This is a genomic window from Haladaptatus caseinilyticus (genome assembly GCF_026248685.1).
Lineage (GTDB): Archaea > Halobacteriota > Halobacteria > Halobacteriales > Haladaptataceae > Haladaptatus > Haladaptatus caseinilyticus.
In genome coordinates this window covers 82,545-108,487 of record NZ_CP111038.1, presented here as the reverse complement: position 1 = coordinate 108,487, position 25,943 = coordinate 82,545, and the positions used below count along the sequence as shown (strand labels likewise).

The 25,943-nt window shown below is 50.0% G+C and carries 20 protein-coding genes and 1 pseudogene; 7 read left to right on the top strand and 14 right to left on the bottom strand.

Going from position 1 to position 25,943, the window contains the following annotated elements:
- Nucleotides 1-17 precede the first annotated feature (17 nt).
- The 3 genes from OOF89_RS16765 to OOF89_RS16755 form a co-directional block, all read right to left on the bottom strand.
- Nucleotides 18-2,876 carry an HNH endonuclease gene (locus OOF89_RS16765; RefSeq protein ID WP_266080625.1) on the bottom strand — a complete coding sequence of 953 codons (2,859 nt, stop codon included), beginning with the start codon at nucleotides 2,874-2,876 and terminating at the stop codon, nucleotides 18-20.
- A gap of 453 nt (nucleotides 2,877-3,329) precedes the next feature.
- Nucleotides 3,330-3,680, bottom strand: coding sequence for a hypothetical protein (locus OOF89_RS16760; protein WP_266080624.1), 351 nt, complete (start codon nucleotides 3,678-3,680; stop codon nucleotides 3,330-3,332).
- 42 nt (nucleotides 3,681-3,722) lie between these two features.
- Nucleotides 3,723-6,188 carry an alkaline phosphatase D family protein gene (locus OOF89_RS16755; protein WP_266080623.1) on the bottom strand — a complete coding sequence of 822 codons (2,466 nt, stop codon included), beginning with the start codon at nucleotides 6,186-6,188 and terminating at the stop codon, nucleotides 3,723-3,725.
- An 865-nt stretch (nucleotides 6,189-7,053) separates the two neighbouring features.
- On the opposite strand from OOF89_RS16755, the pseudogene OOF89_RS16750 reads away from it, so the two are divergent.
- Together OOF89_RS16750 and OOF89_RS16745 are read left to right on the top strand one after the other, a co-directional pair.
- Nucleotides 7,054-7,716, top strand: a pseudogene (locus OOF89_RS16750) (hypothetical protein); the annotation flags it as partial.
- 249 nt (nucleotides 7,717-7,965) lie between these two features.
- Nucleotides 7,966-9,276: a PQQ-dependent sugar dehydrogenase gene (locus OOF89_RS16745; protein ID WP_266080621.1), complete on the top strand. Its 1,311-nt coding sequence runs from the start codon at nucleotides 7,966-7,968 to the stop codon at nucleotides 9,274-9,276.
- Between the two features lie 326 nt (nucleotides 9,277-9,602).
- Here the strand turns inward: OOF89_RS16745 and OOF89_RS16740 are convergent, their stop codons facing one another.
- A complete protein-coding gene (locus OOF89_RS16740; protein ID WP_266080620.1) occupies nucleotides 9,603-9,815 on the bottom strand; it encodes a universal stress protein in 213 nt (70 codons plus the stop codon).
- Between the two features lie 65 nt (nucleotides 9,816-9,880).
- Here OOF89_RS16740 and OOF89_RS16735 point away from each other — a divergent pair, with 65 nt between their 5' ends.
- Nucleotides 9,881-10,021: a hypothetical protein gene (locus OOF89_RS16735; RefSeq protein ID WP_266080619.1), complete on the top strand. Its 141-nt coding sequence runs from the start codon at nucleotides 9,881-9,883 to the stop codon at nucleotides 10,019-10,021.
- Between the two features lie 60 nt (nucleotides 10,022-10,081).
- Here OOF89_RS16735 and OOF89_RS16730 read toward each other — a convergent pair whose 3' ends face one another.
- The 7 genes from OOF89_RS16730 to OOF89_RS16700 all read right to left on the bottom strand — a co-directional run bounded on the left by OOF89_RS16730 (nucleotide 10,082) and on the right by OOF89_RS16700 (nucleotide 13,616).
- Nucleotides 10,082-10,561 carry a nucleic acid-binding protein gene (locus OOF89_RS16730; protein ID WP_266080618.1) on the bottom strand — a complete coding sequence of 160 codons (480 nt, stop codon included), beginning with the start codon at nucleotides 10,559-10,561 and terminating at the stop codon, nucleotides 10,082-10,084.
- Nucleotides 10,558-10,809, bottom strand: a complete 252-nt coding sequence (locus OOF89_RS16725) for a hypothetical protein (protein ID WP_266080617.1) — start codon at nucleotides 10,807-10,809, stop codon at nucleotides 10,558-10,560. The genes OOF89_RS16730 and OOF89_RS16725 overlap by 4 nt, the downstream gene beginning before the upstream one ends.
- Before the next feature lie 289 nt (nucleotides 10,810-11,098).
- Nucleotides 11,099-11,962, bottom strand: coding sequence for a hypothetical protein (locus OOF89_RS16720; RefSeq protein WP_266080616.1), 864 nt, complete (start codon nucleotides 11,960-11,962; stop codon nucleotides 11,099-11,101).
- Nucleotides 11,955-12,362 carry a hypothetical protein gene (locus tag OOF89_RS16715; protein WP_266080615.1) on the bottom strand — a complete coding sequence of 136 codons (408 nt, stop codon included), beginning with the start codon at nucleotides 12,360-12,362 and terminating at the stop codon, nucleotides 11,955-11,957. Before OOF89_RS16715 ends, OOF89_RS16720 begins: the two co-directional genes overlap by 8 nt.
- Entirely contained in the window at nucleotides 12,359-12,691 is a 333-nt protein-coding gene (locus tag OOF89_RS16710) for a hypothetical protein (RefSeq protein ID WP_266080614.1), read from the bottom strand. Before OOF89_RS16710 ends, OOF89_RS16715 begins: the two co-directional genes overlap by 4 nt.
- Nucleotides 12,688-13,068, bottom strand: coding sequence for a hypothetical protein (locus OOF89_RS16705; protein ID WP_266080613.1), 381 nt, complete (start codon nucleotides 13,066-13,068; stop codon nucleotides 12,688-12,690). The genes OOF89_RS16710 and OOF89_RS16705 overlap by 4 nt, the downstream gene beginning before the upstream one ends.
- A 56-nt stretch (nucleotides 13,069-13,124) precedes the next feature.
- The gene (locus OOF89_RS16700; RefSeq protein WP_266080612.1) at nucleotides 13,125-13,616 is read right to left on the bottom strand and encodes a hypothetical protein; all 492 of its coding nucleotides are present in this window, start codon (nucleotides 13,614-13,616) and stop codon (nucleotides 13,125-13,127) included.
- Between the two features lie 811 nt (nucleotides 13,617-14,427).
- On the opposite strand from OOF89_RS16700, the gene OOF89_RS16695 reads away from it, so the two are divergent.
- On the top strand, nucleotides 14,428-17,745 hold the full coding sequence (locus tag OOF89_RS16695; RefSeq protein WP_266080611.1) for an Eco57I restriction-modification methylase domain-containing protein: 3,318 nt from the start codon (nucleotides 14,428-14,430) through the stop codon (nucleotides 17,743-17,745).
- Between the two features lie 48 nt (nucleotides 17,746-17,793).
- Here OOF89_RS16695 and OOF89_RS16690 read toward each other — a convergent pair whose 3' ends face one another.
- Entirely contained in the window at nucleotides 17,794-21,585 is a 3,792-nt protein-coding gene (locus OOF89_RS16690) for a helicase-related protein (RefSeq protein WP_266080610.1), read from the bottom strand.
- Between the two features lie 182 nt (nucleotides 21,586-21,767).
- Here OOF89_RS16690 and OOF89_RS16685 point away from each other — a divergent pair, with 182 nt between their 5' ends.
- Nucleotides 21,768-22,805, top strand: coding sequence for a PDDEXK family nuclease (locus tag OOF89_RS16685; protein ID WP_266080609.1), 1,038 nt, complete (start codon nucleotides 21,768-21,770; stop codon nucleotides 22,803-22,805).
- Between the two features lie 89 nt (nucleotides 22,806-22,894).
- Here OOF89_RS16685 and OOF89_RS16680 read toward each other — a convergent pair whose 3' ends face one another.
- The gene (locus tag OOF89_RS16680; protein ID WP_266080608.1) at nucleotides 22,895-23,527 is read right to left on the bottom strand and encodes a RipA family octameric membrane protein; all 633 of its coding nucleotides are present in this window, start codon (nucleotides 23,525-23,527) and stop codon (nucleotides 22,895-22,897) included.
- 3 nt (nucleotides 23,528-23,530) lie between these two features.
- On the bottom strand, nucleotides 23,531-23,971 hold the full coding sequence (locus tag OOF89_RS16675) for a TIR domain-containing protein (RefSeq protein ID WP_266080607.1): 441 nt from the start codon (nucleotides 23,969-23,971) through the stop codon (nucleotides 23,531-23,533).
- Between the two features lie 294 nt (nucleotides 23,972-24,265).
- Between OOF89_RS16675 and OOF89_RS16670 the strand changes: the two genes are divergently transcribed.
- Nucleotides 24,266-24,514, top strand: a complete 249-nt coding sequence (locus tag OOF89_RS16670; RefSeq protein ID WP_266080606.1) for a hypothetical protein — start codon at nucleotides 24,266-24,268, stop codon at nucleotides 24,512-24,514.
- A gap of 232 nt (nucleotides 24,515-24,746) precedes the next feature.
- Complete coding sequence (locus tag OOF89_RS16665) at nucleotides 24,747-25,934, top strand: hypothetical protein (protein ID WP_266080605.1); 1,188 nt, start codon at nucleotides 24,747-24,749, stop codon at nucleotides 25,932-25,934.
- The last annotated feature ends 9 nt before the right edge of the window (nucleotides 25,935-25,943 follow it).

Here is a 25,943-nt window from a genome sequence, read left to right as displayed (position 1 = left end):
GCCATTTAAAATTCAACTTATTTAGTCCCAACCTCTGCTAGTCCATTTTGGAGTTTGTCACGAAGTTCTTCGTTAATCTTTCCGCCTTTTTGTCCGTGATGAATCCGTTTATGACATGTTGGACACAACGCAACGACTTTTGACGGATGATCTTCACCGCCTTTTCCAAGTTCGTCGATGTGGTGAACCTCTAAATATGGTTCCCCAGCTCTATTCTCGAAGGGCGCGGCTTCTCCACAGGCCTCACACATGCCATCAGCACGTGTCTTCACGAACTCCTTAATTGGCTGTGCTCGCTGGTATCTTGATCCACCACCAGTTTGAGACGTATCTCGTGTCGGATCAGTTGAGGCAGCCTGTTCGGCTTTTCGTCTCAACGACCGAAGTTCATTAGACACCCTAGAAGTCTTTGGACTCTCCTTTTCGACTACCAATTCATCTATTGGCCCCATTGTCGAATTGGACCCTCTAACGGAAACTGTGCCATCACTCTCCGACGAATTGGCGTCTGTAGTCTCCGATAGCTTGTTGTTTTCGACAGTACCAGTAGTGGTCACTGTACTTGCTTCAGAATCGTGTTCAAGTGAATTCCTATTGTTTGGCTCACTGCTGGAAACTTTTTCCGAGTTTCGTTCCTTGTTGGGTGGTGATGAAGTTTCCTCTTCATTGTCCTGCTGCCCCCGTGACTGGGAATTTTGCTCACTAACTTCAGACAATTCCAAGGGGATCGAAGGTTTGTCAAGCGAACCAGTCGGTTGAGGTTCCGCTTCAGAGGCGGGTGGTACCGACCATTGCATCTCCTCTAACGTAGCCACATTCGTGAGGATGTTTTTCGCGGCATCTGGTATCGAATCGAACTTTTCACAGAGTTGGCTCATACGGTCAACCACAAACGGGTGTGGGAAAACCATGTTCCAGTCAGGATCTTGATCCCACGAAGTAATCGGGATCTTAGCTGCCGCCTGATTAATCTGAGTTCTGGAGCTGATGTTATATGCGATTCGCTGTAATCCAGTAGCTGAATCTGGTGCACGCCTGCGGGTCGCTGTTATTAACTGGGTATAAACATCCAATTCGAGATCGAGATTGTGGTGATACTTTTCCAGAATATTAGTATTAGACAAGTATGATTTGAAATCCTTAATATTCGATTCGGCCGTCTCATATTGACCATCATTTAGTGCCATTTCTGCCTTTCCATACGCTGCTGCCCGTCGGGCCTCCACTTCTCTGAGTTCGTTATTTGTCTCTTTGGCAGCGGCTGTCCAAGCCGACACGGCTTTGCCAAGCAATCGATTTCGAACTGCGATGATTGCTCGCTGGGTTTCCGATAGGTAATTCGGAACTAATTTTGTGTCTGCTCCCCCGCCAGTTAATCGGAGAACCCCAAGTAGATACGGATCATCTTCGGCGACGATTTCGACGCCGACTTCTCCTTTGACGTCAGTAGTAATTGGAAAGATTACTGGAACAGCATATGGATCGGTCTCACCGGATGTTTTCAAAAACGCAGTCGCAGTAGCCAGATCCTCGTCTTCGACTTTCGCAGGAACGATTTCACCTTGACCTGGCAGTGCTCGATCCGGGAGTGTAGCGAGCGAGGCGAAGATACCGTGATTTGTAATTTGAGTAATGGTAACGGATAGTTCAGATGGCACTATTTCCCCATCGAACGGAATCCATACCGGAAATCGTCGATGTTCCCCGAGTAGATACCCTTCTTGCTTTTCGTCGATTGATAACGTGATTAAGTCCTCCTCATCGAGAGATTCAAGTCGCGGATGGGGCTCGATACTTGTTGATATCTCACTTGGAGAGATATCGGTGATCACGACATCGAGAGCCTTTGGAACAGTAGGCGGTTTCTCAGAAACAGAAATAGTAAACTGCACGCCATCGTGTTCCCCTATTAATCGGTTCTCATACCAATTGAAGTCCTTAAGTGTTAGTATTTGACCGATCTCGAATTTGACCCCATTCCATGCTGTAAAGTCGATTTCCGCGATAACCGTGTTCGGTTTAACGTCCGTGACTACGAGTGGTACCTCACCATGTATCGGGAGAGCCGGCGGGGTAATCAGAACTGGTAAATCTTCTATAATCCGTGCTATCTTTTTATTAGCAGGAGATATATCAAGTTTCACTTCTAACGAGTCGCCGAGTGCCAACCGGTTGTCCTCCGATAACGCCGCTACTTCTGCCCGTATAGAGCCTGTTTCTTCCGATACGACTTGGACGTGGACTTGATCTCCCACAGTGGCAGCACACTCCGGTAAAACCACAGGAACGGATTCGTGGATCGCATATGCAGTAGACCCTTTTTTCCCCATAATATCAACAGTAATTTCCGTCCCTGAATCAGGTCCATCTTCTATTATTGACTCGGCTACTACTCCCGTCGGAATCAGCGAAGTTGAGTCTGTAATCTCAATGGTTGTCTCGTAACCTGGTGGGAGGAACGGAACATCGACTTCTATAACGTTTCCTTCGTTGAATATGACATAACTTACAGCAGAATCGCTGACTACAATCTTAACGTCCAAGGTTAATCCCACTACAAGGTCTTCTGGAAACTGATTTGGAAGATCTGTTTGAAAGTACTTATTGATTGGCCCTTCCGTATTTGCGAATGCCTCCATTACCTCGTTCAGGTTTTTCCCTGTCGTTTCCAAGAACTCTGAAAGATACTCGTCTTTCTCAGTATAGGGCGTGAGACAAACAGCCCAGGTTCCAGAAAGTGGTACTGCAACCACGGAATTTCCGACGGCGGTATGGGGAAGAGGGCCAAGATTGAATTCAGTGTTGTCGACTCGAAGTATCCCGTTTCCGCTTCCACTAATTCGGTCGATTACTCCCGATATGATCGGCGAACCCATCTTTTTAGGACTTAATATTCACCAGCCGTGAATATGATACCTTCGCTTTTCTAATAATATAACTGGTTATATGGCTGTGGGCATCTTCTGTAGAACCAGTCTAGCTTTGGCAAAATGACTATAATAAAACGAGTAGATGAGGATAGACATCGACTGCTAGTTTACGTCTCGATTGCGAAGCAAAACATCGAACGACAGAAAAGAACTCTCAATATTGGATCAACAATTGGACTTTTGTGTCGGCAGTAAAAGGAGTCGATTATAATATTGTAATAGAGAGGGATCGCGAGAGCGACCCCCTCCGTTTCGCAGAAAATGACGCAGAGAAAGACGCACCCCACCGTAACCAACCGATTACTACCACCATGTTTCACCGGCATAGCGGTGTGAATCTCGTGTGGTGGTGTGGTTCGAGCGGGGGTTCTGCGACCCCCCGTGATTAAAACGCTATAATTAGCGCCCTCCGTTTCCTCCCGCGTTTGCTTCGTGGGCTCGCATCCATCCCGCCAAGTCGGGGTGGGCGAACGTGAGTTCGATGTGGTGACCACCGACGCCCATTGCATCGTCCACACACAGCGTTCGTGACTCTTTGTAGCTCACGCCTGGAACGCGCTCGGCCATCTCTTCCATGACGCGATAGCCATCGTTTGTGTACGCACATCCATAGTGCGTCGCAACCTCCCGATAGCCTAACCGTGTGACCATCACGTCATTCGTCTTGGCGACGTTCTTGGCATGCTTGAGGACATTGAGATACTTGTCCTCGACTTGCTGACTCTCAGCGCGCTTCTCACGGAAGTGCACGAGTTCGGTGTTCGAAGATAGAGAAGTTGAACAAATAACCTGCTATTTGCTACCTGATTTCTTTATTTGATTGAACGAACGACTGATGGGCCAACCTGGAAATTGCGTGGCTGTATCACTGGTTGGGTCTTCGTCTCGTGGCCAACACTCTATGAGACACTGGTTCTCTGTATGATCGATTTGAACGAGTCCATACCCTTCACGTTTCAAATCTCGGTCTCTGATTGCTTGTCCACGTTCATGTCGGTTGGAACGATACGTATCGAAGTCGATTTTTGGGTTAGCAACGGCTAATACACGTACTTTGTTGCCAAAAATGTCTGTAAAGTCACCGGTATTTGGCTGGCTTCGTCCGTTTTTGAGCGACCATTTCGGGTTGAACCATCGCTGGTAAATTGCTGCACAGGCAGGCCCACTGAATTCAAGCATCCCATCCGAATGGTGATCGACCCCATGGCGAACAAGTGAAGCAAGGTGACGATCACCGGAGAGAACCAACGCACCTGCCTTTTGTAAAATATTCACGGCGTCGTCTCGCTGACGTGGCGGATATCCATTTGAATCTAAATCTATCGCCGGAAGACCGTCGGGCGTGGTTTCAACGCATCCATACAGACTTTGGCTCAGACAGATTGGCACTGAGTCGTTGTCGAGTTTTGCTATCCATTTGTGCAAAAATTGCTTTTGACGCTCACCGAGAAGGACACCATCGAAATCTAACTGTTTGAGCACTTTTTCTTTCGGTGGATTACTCTTGAACTTCCGATCTTCGACGAGAGCAAAATCCACCCCACCATATAGGAATGAGGTGTAGTAGACATCAATTCCTCGTTTGACTGGGGTGGGATCGAATGGATCGGGATTGTGGTTGCACTGTGTACGCTGGACAAGGTTGATGAAATCTCCTTTCCCAACATACCCTCCTTTACGGGCATTATTTTGAGGGGCTTGTTTTCCTTTTTCCCCCCACAGGTTTTGTTGATACACGTCATGATCATCAACTAATACTACTGATGGGATATCCCGAACGAGATCTCGAAATGCCCATATCCAGAGATACCACTTGTATAAGTAATCTAACGTTGGGTTCTCTTTACCGGTTACTTCTGTGGGGTTATCCTGGTAAATTTGATCACCGGAAAACACTAAAAAGTCCGCATCCTGTGATTGAGCGTTTTGAACTAGCTGATTGTATGGAAAATAGATATATTCGTCTGTGTATCGTCCCACTTGGTCGGCAAAGAAATCCCCATTCTTCCGATGAACTTCCAATCCTTGAGCGGTGGGTGCAGCGCAGCTGAACAATCCGATTCTGAAGTCGTCTGCGTTCGGACCTGGATCTTTTTGGATCCGACCAGAGAATATCGATGCTGTATCCTCGTCTGGCTTATAGACTACTCGGTATTCCCATTCATGTGACGAATCCCAGTCGTCTATACGGAACAGCGTCGTGTATCCTGGTTGTAATCCCGTGTTCGCGCTCCGTATCCACTTTTGATTCGTGTTAGTAGGCCGGTATTCCAGAAAAAGATCAAAATCATGGCCACTCCCGATGGGTAAAAATTGCGCTGAAAGTCGTAGTACCTTCTGTTCACTATCGACGGAATACTGAGTTCCAGCGATCGGACCGAACGTTCGATCTGGGTAGGTAGCAACCTTTTCACCACCGGTCTGCAGATCTTGGAACCACCAGCGGGTACCTGATTGATTCGGTTCTGGCGAGGAAACGAGAGAGATCCCCCCGAGAAGACGAGAATCAGGTACATGGTGCATAATCGCCTTTCCGAGGAACGCTTCGGTGAACGCGTCGTGGGCGATGAGTTGGACTGTAAAAAAGCCGGATTTTTCGGGTATTATATCGAGAGACAATCGGATCTCATCGTGGGATCCGACCACTATAGGCGGCGACTCTGAATATTCTTTTGTTGTTTGTAATTCTGCGAATTCAAGCGGTTTCGATTCGTTTGTATGTTCTCGGAAACTGAGTTTACCAGACCGATCTAGCGTACAAAGAATGCCACCACCAACTCCAGATCCATGTTGGGCCAACGCTGCAGCTCGGTAGTCCAATTGCCCATTTCCGATACCCAGTAAGAATCCACAAAACCCCTTTTGATTTTCATTCCCGGTGATACCAATTGTAGCCTGAATATGACCGGGGAGGTGTCCTGCGACGATCTCCCGAGTGAGTACGTTTACAGTTCTAATTTCGTACCCCTTTTTTCCGCATAAACATTCAACACGACCATCATGAAGTCTCCAATCTTGAAGACGATTCGCCCAAAACGAAGGCCCAATCCATTGTCTAGTCGCGTCTCGAGGGAGAGACCCAACAGGATATAATCGTGACTCGCGAAGCGTATCCCACGAAACGGGACTTTCTATTTTTGAAGAACAGCCAGAAAGGCTCGTCATCCCTGTTCCAATGGCCATCGATGATTTCAAAACATTCCGCCGGTTCAGTAGCTTCTCGTCACTGTTTTCCGGTGGTTTTCCATCCTTACTCATGAGCGAACCCCCATAATCCATTACCCATTACTCTGAATATACGATCTCCCAAGGACTATTCGCCAAAGGTGAATCTATGGTGTTTTACAAAAGTGTTGTTGCTCATTTTGTTCTCGATCTTATGTGAATGTAGACAAGGTTGCTTTCCGAGGGTGAAGGCCCTTGAGTGAGGATTTTCTATAAAAGAAACGGCACCCTAAGTGGAGGAAGACAATATTACTGCCGACAGTACCAAGTACATAGAAATCTTGACCAGTAGCACACTTGGGTGGGGAAAGTGAAACTATGGAGTCATACAACCTCGGCTAAATCAGGAGTTCTACTCATAGTAGTCGGAACAGTAATACTTGGAATAACGCTTGGCGTGAGCTGGGCAACCGCTCCGGACACGACTAAAATTTCACGAACTACCAACACAAGTGTTCTTGTCGGTGTCCAAGGACCCGGTTGGGGTGGAAGCGTTACAGCGCTTGAGAATAACGGAAGCAAGCGATGGAGTGTCGGGAACGCTATTAGTTATCAAGGCGTATCATATTTGGAAAACGGATCCGTATTAGCGACCTTTGCCGATGGACCCTACCGGCAATGTGGTCGATTCGATTCTCCGTGTAAACGGACGGGTGTCCGGTTCATCGATCCACAGTCAGGGAAGAAAATCGGTGGCCAGTGGAGCTACCCGGTGCGGACTCGAAAAGACAGTGAAGTACACGACGCTGAAATGCTTCCGTCCGGTGAATTGCTGGTAGCCGATATGGAATACGAGAGTATTTACAGCTATAATCTATCCACAGGAAAACAAACCTGGGTCTGGAATGCGAGTCAGTATTAGACTGCACCACCAGATCCAACGACAACTGACTGGCTTCATATCAACGATGTTGATCGTATTGGATCTGGCCGATACCTCGTCTCGGTGCGAAACACGAATCAGCTGATTATTGTAGAACGAGAGAAGGGCGTTGTCGAAGTAATCAACAAGAATCGAGACCCGACGGTACTCAATAAGCAACACAATCCCCACTGGCTTGGGGACGGAGCTGTTCTCATCGCTGACTCGGAAAACAACCGAGTTGTCGAACTTCATCGTAATGAATCAACAGGCCAATGGGAGGAAGTGTGGACTGTCTACGAAGCAAGTGAAATCAGCCTCGATTGGCCACGAGATGCTGACCGCTTGCCAAACGGAAATACATTGATCACTGACAGTCGAAACAATCGTGTAGTCGAAATTGCTCGAAATGGAAGTGTCGTCAGTAGCTATCAGGTTCCTGCATTACCATACGAAGCTGATCGTGTACCATACGGTGAATCATTCGGTCAGCCGTATCAGTTCGGGGACACGAGTAGCGTGCTCGGCGGGCATAGCACCAATATTCCAATTCTCTCCTCTTTACTTACTGGTGTTCAGCACGTAATTCCAACTCCGTTTTGGATCACGGAAGTGCACGTATTCTCCGCATTCCTAGCGATTATCTGCTGGGTGCTGGGTGGAATACTGATAGTAAAACCATGGTGGTCGTCACTGTGACATCCGATTCCACGTAATTAGTGGATATTTTCACAAGGGACGTCTCATCGTCGAAGATTGCTGGGCTGAAACGCCGCAGTGTCGCCTGTCCTGGTTTGGCAATCGATATCAGCGAACTGCTTAGATACCGATGGTAACGTCTCACCAAAACATGAGTTGCTCGGATTACCTCTCTGTAATGTGGGTGGGTGACCTGAACGATCCTCACGGCTGAATACGGTTGCAGTCGATTAGACATATGGATAGACAATGAATTCTGATCGAAGACAGTTCTTACAAGGAGTTGTCAGTAGTGGAGTAGGTGTTTTGACTTCTTTCCGGCTGATCGGCTCCACTTCTGGTCAGAATGCATACGGTTCTCAGATCTCTCCATCGCCAGATGGTCAAACTACAGAGTCATTTCCCACACCAATTGGCCTTCACACAGTAGTCACCGGTATGCAAACACCACTAGATATAGCATTTGCACCTGCTGCCAATCGCCGCTATATCGTTGATCAGGTCGGTGTTGTCTATACTCACGATGCAGATGGTCTCCGTGAAGAACCGTTTCTGGATTTGCAAGATGCTATCGTCTATGGGACGGAAAGAGGAGTATTGGGTATCGCTCTACATCCGAATTTTGCCACTAATCGTCGAGTATTTATTCGATATAGTGCTCCTCAACGACCGGGGACTCCCGAAGATTATAGCCATACATTCGTTCTTGCGGAATTCAGGGCCTCTAAGGATGGGACACATGTGCTCCGTGATTCTGAACGAACGATCCTAGAAATCCCGGAACCAAATCATCACCACAATGGCGGAGCGATCAAGTTTGGACCTGACGGATATCTTTATGTCTCCGTTGGCGATGGCGGGGGAAACGGTGGTGGTTTGGGCAGCAAGAGCAGCGGACAGGACGTGAACAACGATCTCCTTGGAAGCATCCTTCGCCTTGATATCGATCGCCAGAAAGATGGCCGGAACTATGCCATCCCCGATGACAACCCTCTCGTCGGCAAGAATGGACTTGATGAACACTATGCTTGGGGGTTTCGAAATCCATGGCGAATGTCCTTTGACGGGCCTGATCTCTTCGTCGGAGACGTTGGAGATACACGCTATGAAGAAGTGGACTTGGTCAAGAAGGGTGGAAACTACGGTTGGAAAATCAAGGAGGGAAATCACTGCATCGGTGCTGCCAGTTGTCCGGATGCGGTAACGTCGGGAAACGGCAGGGCCGAACCCCTCATTGACCCCATTATTGAATATCCGCACTCTACTGCCCCTATCAGCGGTGTGTCGGTGATTGGAGGATATGTATATCGTGGTTCAACATTGCAAAAATTGAATGGGGTCTATATTTTTGGTGATTTGGTGCCAAACGGTCGCCTATTTGTCGCGACGCCCTCCGAAAATGGCCGGCAATGGACTCCACAATTACTCGAAATTGCCAACACTGACAGGTCAAAACTGGATCAACTATTTTCATTTAGCATGGATAATCGTGGAGAGATATACGCACTTGGGTTCGGAAGCGATGATGGTGGTCTCTATCGCCTTATTCCTGATAATTAGCTCTACTCCATCTTACTGGTTCATGTAGCAGTGAGTGTATTGTCAACCCTTGGATGGCGTGAGAAACATATTGAGCCATTTCTTTCAAGTCATGACGAACTCAGTCTCATGTAAATTTCCCAACTATTTTTGGTATAGCGGATGGGTCTGTTACAGACTGCGCCTCTATACGACGAAAATCATCACCTCTTGAAGCCCTCCATTAGTGACCGGTTTTAACAAATGTGCTGATCGTAAGGTACGCATCCTGTAAAGCCAGTCATAGTGAATTCGATGGTGGAATGGTTTACACCAGTGGATGGACTCACAGGGGAAACCATGGGTCACTAATTCTCTAGGAGCTGTTGATCAGCGCGCACTGCAAGGACTGGTGCCGAGGACGTCCGTACAACCTGTTCGGCAACACTCCCAAGGAGGGTGTGACGTAACCTCGTCCGTCCATGGATTCCAATTACCACGAGATCGATGCTGTGTTCGTCGACATACTCTATGATGGTTCGATGAGGCACGTCAATTTGGATATCTGTGACGGTTGACATTTCGGGCACATGCTCGGCCATTTCTTACATTACCCAATAGCCATCGTTGTGTACGCACAGCCGTAATGCGTCGCCACCTCTCGATAGCCCAACCGTGCGACCATCGCGTCATTCGTCTTGGCGACGTTCTTCGCATGCTCGAGGACGTCGAGGTACTTGTCTTCGACCTGCTGACTCTCGGCACGTTTCTCGCGGAAGGTGACTAACTCGGTATTCTGTTCCGAGCGCTGGACCGTCTTGAAGAGCTGATGACCCGCATTCGCGGTTTAGTCGGAATTTGACTGTAGCAGTTCGATTCCACGCTCAATGATTGCGTCGGTGATAAAGAGGCTCGTTTCCGCCTGAAGGGCCCGCATAAGCGACGCAGCATCATCGCTGGGTACGATATCTCGATGATACGCAAGTGCGATAATGCCAATCGAACCGTGGACTTCGATATTCTGATCCTGAGCGAACTCTCGTGCTGCCAGATCGTCGGTAAGAAAGACGACGTTGTCTCGCTTGAGGGCTACTGCCAGTGCCGCTCGCTCTCCTGCATCCAGTTCAGCACTGTTCTCGATAGGATCTACAACCTCGATCCCTTCCCACTCAAGATCTGAGAACTCGGGTGGAATCCCGCCTTCTTCCAGTTCTGCATACACTGTTTCAGGGATTAACAACTCATCAATTGCCGTCAGCAAGTCGAGTGCGTCGATTTCTGCAAGGTGGATAAGTGGGCCTGTATCCGCGACCGCAACAATCGTCACGAACTGAGACCCCAGTCGACATCCTCTTCAACGGCTGCTGCTTCGCGATCGGCTCGCTGGACGTTTTCGAGTCCAACCAGTTCAACCGCCTCCTCGCGAGATAGCTCGCCATCCACGTATTTTCCGAGGACGACGCTCTCCCATAGATCCGCGATTCCGAGTTCCAGTGCTTGCTCGAAAACCTCCGACTCGGGGACACCTCGTGCGTCGGCGATTTCACGGACACGATCGGAGATTTCAGCTGCCATAGTAGAGAATATGGGTCGCGTCACTTAAGCATCATCGTCATTCCCGATCCGACGGTGGCTTCTCGGTTGATTCAACCTCGCGGTTCCGACCACAGACACGGTGGCCGGTATCCGCTCTCCCCCTCCCGCTGGTTTGTAGCCGATAGATGCCGATACAACTGCCGTACTCACGAGTAACCGTACGGCGTCTGTCCCGAACTGTGTCAATTCGGGACGTCCATGACCGCGTTTGTTTGGGTGTTTGTGTTAGAGTTGTTACCCTCTCGAGGGTGATTTCGTCCCGACCACGCTACTCTCCGGCAACCCCGTCTGTGGTCGGGTTATCGTCCGTGTCGGTGCTCGTGATCTCACCGGGAAGCTCGACATCGGCTTTCAGGACGAGACGCGTCTCTTGGTAGCTCAATCCATCTTTGGACCGTTGGCGCTTGGTTTTCCCGAGACGACCATTCGAGAGTTCGTGCATCGCGTCCATTGTTCGCCGAGCGAGTTCCTGTGAGTATTTCTTACTCACCCCGGACTCTTTCAGGCGAATCCACTCGGCCAGGTCTGACGCGTCTAAGTAAGACCGTATCTCGCCACTCCCCTTTGACCAGAGTGAGTAGCGACCTGCTTCATCCCGTTTGCGCCACGATTTCCCTGCAAGTTCGTCGGGCTTGCGATTTGTGACGGACGCCAGCATCTCGTCGTCATAGCGGGCCAACCGCTGAACCGGCAACAGGTCGGCTGTTGAATGCGCGACGGCACCCCCGCGACCGAGCGCATCGTCCTCACCGGGGAGTCGGAAGTAGGCCTCCCCGTCGTCTTTGGCGATGCGTTCGAGTTTGTTGCCGTTGACAGTGATCCGATCAGCGTCAACGTTGTCGGCGAGCAGGTGGGCACCTTTCTCGAACTCCCGGGCTTGCAACTCATCGATCCGCTCGTCACGTGTTTGTGTTTGTCGAACGATTGCGTTCCGGTGGGCTTCCGCTTCGTTTGCCTTGTCCTCTAGCTCATCGACTCGCTGCTCGAGTTCGTTGATTCGCTCGTCTTTCTCGGCGACTTCCTGTTCGAGATCGTCAACACGGTCGGTGAGCGACTGAACGTGTTTAGCGAGGTCGGTGACCGAGACGTTTTCGAGCGCACTGGACACTCCGGACGGAGTGGTGTTACTCATTGGCAGCCACCTCCGCTGTGGCCGCAATGTCCTCTGTTGGCGTGGAGAGTCGCGGGAAGTGCGCAATGGTAGTGAGCGACCCGAGACAGCGGGCAGTCGTGTCAGTGGCGGTGTGGATGTACTCGAGAACAGTCATGGGCGAATCGGCGTGGGTGGCCGTGCAGTGGAAGGTGGCTTGCTGGCTGTCGTCCTGTGCCGTCGTCGTCATCGGTGGCGCTGTTAGGACGAGCTGTGGAGCGTGGCTCGTGATGGGGCGTGTCTCTTGGACCGTGCAAATCGTTCGTGGCAACTCAGTCGTGGTAATGCGAACGCGATCTCCTGGTGCAAGCTGCTGGACAAGTCCGTCGGCATCGCGCGGATTCAATGGCTTGGGGATGATCGCGTGTTGGTCGGTACTCACGCCTGCTCACCTCCCTTCGGGTTGGTGATGCACTCGACCTGCGCACCCGTCCGAAGCCAGGTGTACCGACCATTTGGCGAGAGATCGTAGTGTTCGAGTGTGGTTTCGGTATGCTCGATTTTGTCGTAGTAGGCGAACAGCAGGCGATACAGGTCGTGGGTTGGGGTGGCGACGTACAGGACGTGCTCGCCCGGCTCTGGCCCACGACAGGTGAGTTCGGGTTCCGAATGCTCACACTGATAGACCACGCCCGTGAGCGTGCGTTGCTCGGTGTGAATTTGGATCGGATCTGCACACTCTATGGCGAGCACCATCTCTCGGTCGGTCATTGGTCTCCCTCCCGTTTTTCGCGAAGGCGCTGACAGAGCTGGCACGGTGCGTACTGGTCGTCCTGTGCCGCTTCACGAGTGCAATAGGCGAGTGGGTTGTCGGTCTGCAGCGTACAGTGTGGGTCGTCGTCTGCGTCGAGTTCGTGATAGGCGAAGGCGTCGCCTACAAATTGATCGACGATAGCGACCGTCTCATCGGCAGGATAGGGGTCGGCAGCGATGCGCTGATCGCGTTCGGCGTCGGTGAGGTTGCTTGTGAACTGGGTGTCACAGTAATGGGAGTCGGTGATCTGCACCGCATAGGTGCCACAGTGCGGACAGCGTTCGAACGTGTCGTCGATCTCCTCGGCGGTGATCGAGGTGGACGTGCGGGTCATCGGCCATCACCGCCGATGGCTGGCGCTCTTTGGGAAGGGCGTTCGGTGGGGTACATCTACACGGGTACCTCAGTTGTAGTGTGGGTGGTGGCGTCGATGTCGTAGCACCGTGCGAGGATACGCTGGTAGTGTGCGCGGGTATTGGCGTGGGTTTCACCCGGTGGTGTGGAGGGGAGCTTCGGATTGCCCGTTTTGGTGGTGGCGACCGACCGGTAGGTGTCGGTGTCCTCGGGAATCTGGAAGCCCGCCTCGCCGTAGTCGATCGGGCAGCGACGTTCGAAAAATTGCTGGCAGTCCGGCGTGGCGTAGATGCAGTACAGGTAGGGGTCTTGGTTGGTGGTCTTGGTTCGGGTTTGAAAGCCCACGCGAAGTTCGACGAGGTATGCGCGGGTGATTGGCTCGTCGGTAGTGGGTGTGGGTTGGTCGGGGTCCTGGGCGGCAGTTTCGGGTGTGGGTTCGAGGCGCTTGATGGGGTGGAAGACTTTCTCGCCGAATTGGGCCTCAAGGGAGAGGAGTCCGCCGTTGGGTTTCTCGTCGAAGGACGCCATTAGTCGTGTCCTCCGATACAAAGTGGTTGGTAGTCGATGCGTTTTTCTACGGAAAGGGTATTGCTAGTCATGCTTCGGTGTGGTCCGAAGCGCGGTCGGTGTCCTACCACCGGCCTTTCTGGGAAGGCGTCCCGCGCTTCTTGGTAGTATGTCTACTAGCCGTCCACTTAGTATTTACTAAATATGGTATACACCAAATTTAGTATATACGAAATACCAAGAGAGACTTAACATGGGAGAGAGAAATTGGAAATAAGAATGACTAACGAAGGCCGCGCACTAATGACTCAACGAGAGCGAGACATTATTACCGGAGAGGTAGACGTATCTGATAACTACCGCTACAAAGTGGAATCACTTGTAAGGAATCGCGTTCGGAAGAAATTCGAGGATGACATTATCGTTCTACGTGAGTGGCTTCCAGAGGTTTTCGATGAGATTCAAGAAGTTACTTGCAAAGAATAAATTATTATTTTGGAACTATCCAGAATTCTAATTTATTTTATATCTATAAACCATATAAGAAATCACGACAAATAGCACAAATATGTCAAAAATTCTTATAGTGCGATCATTTTCATCTTGAGTATTACTAGTTGCCATTGCTCGATACAGACGCAATTCTCTATAGACAGGATAATACCGTAGTATAAATGTGAGAACTGATGCTACCAGCAGTATGATTCCTATTTTGGGCAGTATAGTCAGGAATACTACATCCAATCCGACGACAAATGAAAGAAATCCATATTCTAAGTGGGACGCTCACGGACGGACGAAGTACCAGCAACTTTCGTTCTCGAAAGAACAGATGACGAGCACTCACGGGGACAAAAACACCATCCTCCAGAAACTCAACGCCATCGAGTTCAACAAACCTGAGACAATTTTTGATTCTCTCTACGATACAAAGCAGGTTGTCAACGATTTCTACGAGGATTTCGAGAAACTCCGAACCGAACTCGTCCAAGAGGTCGCTGGTATCGATGATGACCGTGGCGACGCTAAACAGCGCTACGTGCAGGTTACGCTCGACCGGATGATCTTTCTCTACTTTATCCAAAAGAAGGGTCTGCTCGACTACGAGTCTGACTACCTCCACGAGAAGCACGAAGAGTTCGACGCGAAGGGAGACGTGTACGAGGAGTTCTACGAACCGCTGTTCTTCGAGATCCTCGCAGAAGGGAAGAAGGACGACGACTTCGGCGTCCTCCCCTACCTCAACGGCGGCCTGTTCAGCAAGAACCCCATCGAAGAGGAGTTCGAAGACGCCAGGCTCGGAGACTCCCCCGAACAGACGGCAGAACTCTTCGGAAAGATTCTCGACTTCCTCTCAGACTGGAACTGGAACGTGGACGAACGGCTCGACATCGTGGACCCGAAGAACCTCTCGCCCGCCATCTTGGGGCACATCTTCGAGCAGACAGTCAACCAGAAGGAGATGGGCGCGTACTACACGCCTGAAGAGATTACCGGCTTTATGTCCCGACGAACCGTCCATCCGTGGCTCCTTGACCGGGTGAACGAAGAACACGGGACTGACTACGACGCGATCGACGACATTTTCTCACTCGATGTGGCTTCGGCCAGTCAGAGTGATACGCCCGTTGTGGCGGACGGCGGCGTTGCCCAAACGGTGAACCTCGAGGCCGTGAATCAAGACCACGTCCAGACCCTCTACTTCGATGCGCTGAAGAAACTCCGCGTTCTCGACCCCGCAGTCGGCAGTGGGGCATTTCTCTTGGCCGCACAGGAGGTTCTTCTCGACGTGTATCTCCAGTGCTTGGAGTATTTCCAAGCCCTTCGTGACGACCGTCCGTGGGAACTCCCCGGTCGAATAGAAAATGAGTTAGACACTATCGACGCGACGGATGGGACCGTGACCCTGTACGCGAAGAAGCAGATTATCCTCCACAACCTCTATGGCGTCGACATCGACGACGGCGCAGTTGAGATCTGTAAGCTCCGCCTGTGGTTATCGATGGTCGCTGACATTGAAAACAATCCGAAGGAAGTCGAGCCGCTCCCGAATATTGACTTCAACATTCGGCAGGGGAACTCTCTAATTGGGTTTACAGAAATCATGGAAGTCGCTCGTGAGGAACAGGGCGACGCCGCGTTATCGAACTTTGGAGAAGGCATTGGTGTCAGTGTGAAGGATCTGTATGAGGACATCATTGATGCCGTTGAGCGACATCGTAGTGCAACTACTGGATCAGATGCAGCAAATGCACGAAACCTAGCCGAGTCTCGAATCGATACGCACAGTCAAACGCTCAATGAGAAAGTTCTGAAGCAGTTCAGCGATACGGGGATTAACGATGTTTCTGCTGAAGAATTAAAGGCATACAGTCCATTCCACTGGGTTTTGGAATTTGCAACGGTATACCGAGACGGGGGGTTCGATGTGATTATCGGAAACCCCCCATGGGACGTGCTTACTTCCAATCGTGACGATTACTTCTCCAAATTCGATGAAACCTTCCGAACTCGGATGCCAGAGGACAAGGATTCGAAGATGGAGGAGTTGCTTGAAGACTCATCCATTGCTGAGGGGTGGGACAAACATCAAAAAGAGATGGCACGTCGAGCGAAATATTTCAACGACGGTGGTCAGTACAAGCTCCAAAACCCGGAGGTTGATGGGCGGGCTGTCGGCAACGAAAACGACCTCTCGATGCTCTTCTTTGAACGGGTCTTCGATATTATCTCTGAGGATGGATACGTTGCACAAATCCTTCCCGGGGTGATTTTCAACGGAGCAGCAGGGAAAGACCTCAGACTTCACGCTCTGGAAGAGTCGACAGTCCAGAATGTGATTGGCTTTGAAAACCGCGGCATTTTCCCAGCGATAGATAGCCGATACAATTTCGGTATTGTAACCCTACAGAATAGTGGCTCGACTGACTCTGTTCACGGAGTCTTCCACCAGACCTCGGTGAACGTTCTCCAGAACATCAATCAGAAATCGTTTGAGATTCCATCAAAAGTGCTTAAGAACTACTCTCCTCAAGCACGGATCTTCCCTAACATCGAAACAAAAGCCGAGGTAGACGTACTTTCAAAAATTCTAGAACACCCCCCCGTATCTGAAGACATAGATAGCACATGGTACGCTTCGCTGTATGCTGAATTGCACCGTGCAGGGGATTCTGACCGCTTCGTAGAGAATAAAGAAGACGGAGATTTCCCAGTCTACCAAGGAAAGAATGTCTTCCAGTTCGCTTACGATAGCGAGTTTGTGCGAGGCCTAGAAGACATTTCTCTTTGGAGTGTTGACGAGGACGTCTCCGAAGAAAAGAGTGCAAAGGCTCGCATTCGCGGGAAGAACTTCCGTTCCCGTGACGACGACATCAGCCTCAAAAAAGCCATCTACAACAAGTTCTCTAACGATGCTGAATTTAGTCATTTGAATACTCGGTCACAGAAGGGATTCGTCAACGACCTGCTCACTGAAGAGTTCGACCGACAAGAACTCTCTCCCGAAGACGTTCTCTTGGACTCTACTGAGTACCGAATCGTTCTCCGTGAAATTGCGCGTGCAACCGACGAGAGAACACTCATCGCAGGGGTGGTTCCCAAAGAGTCTGTTGCAGTCCATACACTCCATACTGTTCGACCGTTCAAGGTAGATCCAGATAAGGACGATCTCGGAACTTATCCGATGCACAGTGCCTACAGTCGTGTCTTCTCTGATAACGAACTGTTTGTCGCATTGGGTCTACTCAACAGCATTCCGTTTGATTTCCTGTTGCGAACGAAAGTTGACGCACATATTGTCAAGTACAAATTCGAGGAATCCCAAATGCCCCGTCTCACCGACGGCGACGACTGGTTCCACTACATCTCTGAACGTGCTGCCCGCCTCAACTGCTATGGAGACGCCTTTGCCGAGATGCGCGAACGTCTCGGAGGTATCGAACCGGCAACCGACGAAGACGAACGAATGCGACTGCAAGCCGAAATCGACGCGGCGGCGTTCCATGCCTACGGACTGAATCGACGAGACACTGAGTTCGTCCTTGAAGACTTCCATCGAGTGAGCAACCCCCGCCGAATGACTGAAGAATATTTTGACCTCGTCTTCGAGAAGTTCGATGAACTCGCTGAAACCGGCCCGCATCCGTAAGTTGGCTAAGGACTCTTTTTCCTGAAAACTAGTTAACCTCCGAATCGACTACCGATTCAACACGCCCCAACAGAGAACACGGGCATCTACATCACCTGTCCCTGCCAATTTCGACTGGTACTCGGTCGAATCTTCAATATTCTCATCGAGGAAATCTACCAACGTCTCGAAGAACTCGTCAAGGTCCCACTCTCCAAGTCCCTTGTCCTCTTGACGGAACGTCTCACGAAGGATTCGATCCTCGTCAGTATTCTTCAGTTTGACCTCCTTGACGCGCTCCAAGACGATTGTTGCAACCTCCGAAATCTCGGTGTGCCCATCAACTGGTTTTGCTAATTCACCAGACGAATTTCGCTTGAGGTGCCGCAGGTAGGAGATGATTTTCTCCTGCTCGACTGAATAGTCGTCTCCTTCCTCGAATTTCGTTCCGATGAGTCCCTGCTTTGCTTCCTCGATACGTCTCTCGACAACCCCTTCGATAGCATTGCGTTCTTCGAGGTATCGCTTGTCGTGACTAGTCATCTTTCGACCCTTTGTGTCGGGGTTAATCTTGAGCGACCGAATCGCGCTCACCTCGTCCACATCTTTCCCAGTGCGCTTCGAGTAGAGCGCCCGCCGGGTTCGGCCAAGTGGTGCATCAGACTCGTCATCGAACCAGAGGTGTGCGAGGCCGAAGACCCCCGGTGCGTGCCCACTCTCGGAATCGACGACATTTGTGTACAACAGGTCGCGGTCTTTCGGAGCGGTTTCGAAGTACTCCTCTGCGTACTCGAAGTCTTCTTCTCCAAGTCCGTAGTCGTCGTTCAACTCCTGTTTGAGCATCAGGCGCTCGAACGCTTCGTCCTCATCACTGCCTGCACTCCGCAGGAGGGGATTCTTCGACGTATCATCGAGATCGTTGTAGTCGTCAACCTCACGAGAGCGTTGGAGTGTGTCTTTGATCTCATCGAGTTCGAGTTCGCCAATCGTCTTCTGCGTCTTGACGCCAGCCTTTTCCAGAATCTCGTCTTCGTTCGGGTCGAGGATGTTGTTCTCTTTCCCGACAATGAGGGCGATGTCGTTGATCTTCGCTTGGAGGCGTTTGAGGAGCTTGATAGCCGCCTCGATGTCGCCGTCGGGGTAGAAGTTGTGGACGTGCTTGTCAGCGGTACTCCCGATGCGGTCGATGCGACCGACACGCTGGACGATACGCATTGGGTTCCACGGAAGGTCGTAGTTGATGACAGTGTGAACGTCCTGCAGGTTCACACCCTCACTGAGCGTGTCGGTGGCGACGACATACTGCAATTCTCCATCGCCAGTCCGTTCGAGTGTTTCACGATAGCCGTATGCGTCAGGAGCAAAACGGCGAATCTTCTCTTGTTTGTCGTCGTCTCCGCCTTTGATGACGGTGCTGTTCTGCTCTGTGAGCGGTGAGTCAGGGTCTTCGAGAAGCGTCCGGAAGACGTAGTCAGCAGTCGCGCGGTACTGCGTAAACACGAGAACTTTGTTGTCATATCCTGCGAGGACACCATTCAGTCGGTCTATCTTCGGGTCACGGAAGTCACGGAGCCGGAAGATTGCATCGTAGAAGTCTTTCGTCTCCGTAGTTACCTCAGCGAGGTTCTGACTCGGGAAGAGCAACGGATCGACTTCGTCCTCAGGGACATCGGGAATGAATCCGACGTGGTTTTTCCCGAGCCACTGGCGAACGTGAACAGAGTGGTCGTTGAGGTTGTCTGCATCCTTCGCAACGTCAGCGATGAACAGCTGAAGGAAGTACGAAAGGAGTGCAAGGTCCTCGTAGACACGCGCCTTCACCTCTGCGACAGTCAAGTCCGCAAGTTCGTCGCTGGAGTCTCCATCGCCAGATCGGAGTGAATCTGCATCGAACCCGAACTCTTCGAGCGTTTGTGCTAGATCTTCTGCGGCTTCGCCGTCTTGTACGTAGTCATCGAGTGTGACTGCCCCGCCGCCATCCTGAATGGTCCGAAGGGTGTCAATGCTCTCCTCATCGGGCAGGGAGTTGAGAACTGCAAGGAGGCCCTGTTCACTCTCGTATAGCGTCTCGATACTTTGGACGAACGCGAACGTCGACGATTCGAGGCGTTTGAGCAGGTTCAGTTTGTAGAGTGCCTTCAGCGTACTGCCCGCCTGCGGATTTTTGATGGTGATGTGTGGCAGGTGAAGCGCGTCCATCACTTCCGGGAGTGAATCGTAGACCGGGCGATATGCTGGAGGAAGCGTGTATTCTTCCTTCTGAATTTTTGGAGGTTTGAAACTCATCTCCAAGTCGTCGTCCTTCTTCAGGAGCGTCTCTTTGACGTGCTTCCGAGTTCGAAGGACCATCACCTCGTTCAGAATCTTCGATATCTCTCCGGATTCATTCTGAAGTTGCTCAGTCAGTCCCTCTACTTCATCTTGAGACATCTGTTCCTTCCCGGCGGCAACTCGCTTCCGTTGTTCTGCGATGTCGATGTACCGGTCGAACGCGGTGAAATCGAGGTTTGCCTTGTTTCGAATTTCGTTTTTGTCTGTGAACAGCCCGATGAGGTTCTTCAGATCGGTCGCACTGTTGTTCAGTGGCGTCGCCGTCAAGAGAATCATCGTCTTGTCTCGAAGGAGACGGAGGTTGGCGTGCCGTCTCGTCCCCTTGTAATCATCGTCATCGGAGGGTTTCGGACGCCACTTTCCGAAGTTACGGAACCGGTGTGCCTCGTCGATGAGCAAGACGTCGAACTGCTCGCGGAGTTCCTGCACCTCTTCGTACGAATAGTCCTGGAACTTGCTGATACTCATTACATCGAGGTGTGTCTTATCCACTCGAAGCCCGAAGAACGGGTCACCATTCTCGTCAGTCGCGGCTTGAAGCAATTCGGTCCACTGCTCGACCAGGTTTGCAGGGACGATGAGTAGACAGCGTTTCCCGTCTTGGCGGTAATCGTGCAGCAGCTCACTGCCGATAAAGGACTTCCCGAGACCGACTGAGTCAGAGATGATACACCCGTTGTACCTGGCAAGCTTCTCTCTGGCACTTTCGTATCCGATTGTCTGGAAGTAGTAGAGTGGGCTATCTCGGCTGCTGACGCTCCCACCGAGCGCGTCGTAGGCCATCAGCTTGTAGAGCTCGAACGGTTCGATATACGTCCCGAGTTCTCGTTCATCCTCTTTGGTGTCGTCTTCTTTTTCGGATTCCTTCCAATTCTGGTACTTGCTACTGTTCTCAATGATTCGGATGATCTCCCGAGAGAACTCCTCGGAGTTTGCCCACTGGTTATCGAACCAGTCCTCGAACGCTTCGACCTTCTGCGGATCTGCACTCGTGAGGTTCAGTTCGATGTTGTTCTGATGACCGCTCTGGGTGAAATTGGATGATCCGACGATAACAGCCGGGTCACGTCGATCTATATCTCCCTCTCGCATCGATGGGTCGTCTGTCGCTTCCCTGAAAGATGCACCCTTTGCATGAAAATATCCCTTCTCGGGGTTTCGAACCCGGACATCGACAAGCCCTCGTTCGATGAAGTATCGAAGTCGATCGAGTCGTCCCATCTGTGCGTTATTGAGCGCCTCAATATCCGATTTGAATTCCTCTCGAAAACGCTCCTGAAGACTTTGACCCTCTTCGATCTCTTCAACTGTTCGTGTATTTGTCTGCCTCCCCATGATAATCCGCAGAGGTGCGTGACCGAGTTCCTCTGGCTCAAGGAGCTTCTTGAGGTCGTCTCTGAACAGATCGAAGCCGGAGAGATAGAAATAGCCGGTTGCGATACGTACCTCTTCGCTTTCGGAGATGACGTCTCTATATGTTTCCTCCAGAGTTCGCTCTGTATTATCAATGAGAGGATCAAGATAGGGCATTTGATACTATGTGTCTCATCATATGAGTTAACGTTTTGTACGTGACTCCACCGCAATGAGCTGAAAATAAATTCTCTACTATTATTCTGGAGAGCAGAGTAAGGTTGAGAACTAATAATAATCTAATTCATTCGTCGACTACTTTAATCAGATTTTAAGACGATTTGGTGTATTCATCCAATATGCTCAGAATAGAGGGGAGAGAAGCAACCGAACTCACTGCGACCGAATTAAGCACGGAGCAGCTCAGTGAGGACGACCTTCGTGAATGGGTAATCGACAATACAGCCGAAATACTGGGTGAAGATTTCCTTGTGATCGGTCGTGAAGTTGGCGTCGCAGATCTCAATGATGGAATCGATATTCTTGCGATCGACCGTGCAGGGAATCTTGTCGTCATTGAGCTCAAACGCGGCGCTCTACGCGGGTCGGTCGACTTTCAGGCTCTAAAGTACGTCTCATACGTTTCTCGCTGGTCGTACGACGATATCAAACAACAGTTTGAGATGTTTCTCCAGTCCGAGTGGGGTATGGATCTCCATGGCGAAGGTGCAACCTTTGCTGAAACGCTCGAAGAATTCTGTGACGATGATTACGAGCTCAACGCGACTCAACGTATTTTTCTTGTTGGGAATCGGGTTCACGAACGGATCGGCAGTGTCGTATTATGGTTGCGAGAACAGGGAATCGATGCTAATATTGTTCAGTTTTCGCTGTTCAAGGATGGGACGAATAGCCTGTATCTCGACTCGAAAACTCTCGTGCCGACCTCTGATTTAGCGAAGTTCGAAACAGGAGACACACCCTCGGACACGCCATGGAAAGTAGATGGCAAGCGCTGGCATCTTGAAGAGCGGACAAATGAGGATACGGCTGTACTTGTACAACAGCTGGTCGAAATAATGAGCGAAGTAAGAGGCTTAGACGGTCCAAGTTGGACACAAAAACTCTACATTGCCTTCCGAATGGACGGGACAAATCGAGTGCTCTTACGAACTTGGGCCCAATCGGTGCAGATCGATATCTACGACTTTCTATTCGAAGACGAACAGAACCTGCTTGAGGCGGCTGCCAATCTGATTGGGGATAGTGAGCGAGTCGGATTAGACACAGAAATTCATGGGAACCGAACTCGACTCCAAATCAGATGTGTTCCTGGAGATGAACTGGATCATGACCAGTGGATCAACTTCGTAGAAGAGCTCGTGCTCGAAGGCTGATTTTCGACTACATCGGTTGCTTCGGCTGTCTGCACGGGAGTCGGACGCTATTGGAAATGATCTAATGACTATCAACACTATTCGTCGGTTTAACGCTGCTTCCAGCATTTCCCAATTGCCTTGAACGGTTTTCTCCCACGAAACGCTGCCCACCAGTAAATCAGCATCAATCCCGTCCATACTCCAAGCAACCAAGAAGCAGATCCTCCAGTTTGCAGCTTCTGGATTCCACCGTAGAGTACCATTCCTCCGAATACCCAGAGTGCGACTCTCGGCCACCAGATTTCAACGCTCGTGTGTGTAATGAACGTCGTTGGGTCTCGACCACGGTCGAGCTTCTTCCACTCCTGGCTAAACGGTTGATACGGTAGCTCAGATTCCAGGTCATGCAAAACATCGTACTTCCCGCTGTTCAGCTGTTTATACGAAACAATGTGCATCATCCATAGAAGAGAGATTGCAACACCGATCAGGCCAACAACAACGTATACAAACGGTCCGATTGCATTGAACTTCGCAGCGACACCAACCCCCGCAACGGTCGCTCCGAGAAGACGCTGGTAGAAACGGTTGTTCTTGAGCCTTCGATTACTCACGTCACGCGCTGTTTGCTCATACTGCTTCCAGAGTTCGAGTACAGTGTTCGGGTCTCTGTTTTCGTTGGCTGCCTCTACTTCTGTATCATGACTACGATCTTGCTGTTGCTCACTCGATTCCGCCATTCGTTATGGTGCAAGGTTTCGAATCTCGCTAACGATACTATCTTTGTTCCAGTTTACCTTTGCGTCGGCCTTATCTGCGATATAGGATGTTCGCTCAGCACCCCACGGTCTAACGCTTAGAATTGGCTTATCAAGATCCTCTGCGATTCGTACTTCTTTACCAATCCAATCACTGTATGAAGAGTACATCCCTGCGATCACAATCACGACCGATGCGGGCTTGATCTGTTTGTTCTTAATATGGCGTTCGAGTGCTGCATCGGACTTCCCCTCAACTCGTTCCTCTTCCGTTACCGAGTAGTTTCGAAAAGAGAAGTGATTTTTGTCCTTGAGCAACTCGATGAGCCCTTCGTAGTCTTCATCATATTCCCATGAGTGGGAGATAAATAGGTCGTAGCCGCTTCGATCTGCGCTCAGTCGAAAGTCATTTGAATCGAATGACATTACTAGATACCTCAGTAACTGCTACAAATAAAGTGTTTGCATAGCACAGTGAAAGTGAACTGCCTACTTAGTGTATATTTTCTTTGCTCCTAAATCAGGATTACACAGCGTTAGAAAGGAAATTAGCCAAATCCGGTCTTTTACGTTCGGGTGATTTGATTCTCGACAGGATTATCATCGGTATTGTTTCTAATACTTGTTTTCAGAGTATCGGAACGGTTGCGAATCGACTTTTTGGTGTTCTACACATGTCCGATACCGATAAAAACTCACCACACAGAATACCGAGTATCGATGGAGGACGTGCCCCAACCAGCGAGCGACCCCTACCAACCAGGCGACGACGTACAGGTCTACGTCTCAGAGACTGATCCCGATGGCGAACACCACGGGAAAGAAGGCACCATCACGGACGTCCTGCAGGACACTCTCGGAGACGAGACTGGGCGGGAACTAGACTCCTACAGTTACCGCATCGAAACCGATGGCGAGGAAATCGATGTCTGGTTCCGGCATCGCGACTTGGTGCCTGGATCCCAGTAACTTCCGGCCTGCAGTAAAAATCACAACTCCAGTCCTTCTATCGTTGAATAAGACAAGATTGTACTGTAGATAAAATGATTCATTCAAATTCTCTTAACCATCAATTTTGACCGTTCTACTTATCGATTGCTTCTTCCACAATCCTGATTTCTTCGTCAGTTAGGCCGTACAGATGAGGTCAATCAAATCTCTGTTGGCTACTTTTATATATTCCAAGTGAAATACACAAATAATGTCTCACGACGAAGTTGAGGCGGCAAAGGCAATGATTAGAGATGATGCCACTGATCTTGCAAGGTATTTTGAAGGATTTGATCATATTCGGTACTTATTTTCATACGAGCAGTTATATGAGGCTGCTAGAAGAGACATCTTGACGTGGCACGATGCGCGCGAATCTTTTTTATTTAATAAGCGCGAGGAATTATTCTGGGATAGTCACCGCTCATATAGCCATTTTGTTCTTCTATCTCATGCCGTTGTGGAGTATCTCTCAGTAAGAATTCTTTTCCGACATTTCGATCCAGCAAATGGTCAAGAAGAGATGCGTTCTATCATGGAGGGTATGAGACAATTTGACAGACAAAAAATGATGGCAGAACTCAATATAATCACTGGGTCACTAAATGCGGAGATGAACGACGTGAGAGGAATAAGAAATGATTTTGCCCACGAAGTAAGTCCGCATTTTGAGTTGGGTTACGATGATCATCCTCTCAAAATACTTGATCAAGTAAAACAAGTAACCAGCCGACTTGTGGAGATTTTGTACGAAGAATCGTATCAGAATATTGTTGGATTTCTTGGTAATATTTATTCTGACACCTTCCCTGACGACTACTCAACCGTATCTACTGCTGAGTTAATAGACATTTACCAATTTGAAACACACGACGGATCGTTGTATAGCCAGCGGCTTCCAAGAGAACTCTATAAGCGCGGTGTTGATCCTGAAGATGCCCCTTCTTTCGAAAAATTCGATTCTGTAGATTACCTTGACGAGGTTGGATTCGGCTGGTCCGATTGGCGTGGAGATGGATTTGCCCAATTACGAGCGTCCCCATTTGTTCCAACATCCGTACACATTGAAAAGCCAGTTCCGATTGAGCTGGAGATAGAATTTATCAGTGATTCAACCTTGAAAGATGTATTTGGAACATTGCCAAGTGAACTGAAGTGGTATTCGTACGCGATGGTTGATGAAAAGGTAGTAGAAGTTTATCCCGCAGACGGGGACGGTTGCCCCGCCCCCCGGAAAGACAGTTTGGATACGAAAATCCCCATCAAGTTTGACTACACGTTTAAGAAGGACGGAAATCACGAAATCAAGGTTGGGATACAAATCTTGAATGATTCATTTCGATATCATATCACTGCATTCGAGACACAAACCAAAGCATACGGCCCATTCACTTCTTAGCTTCTAATC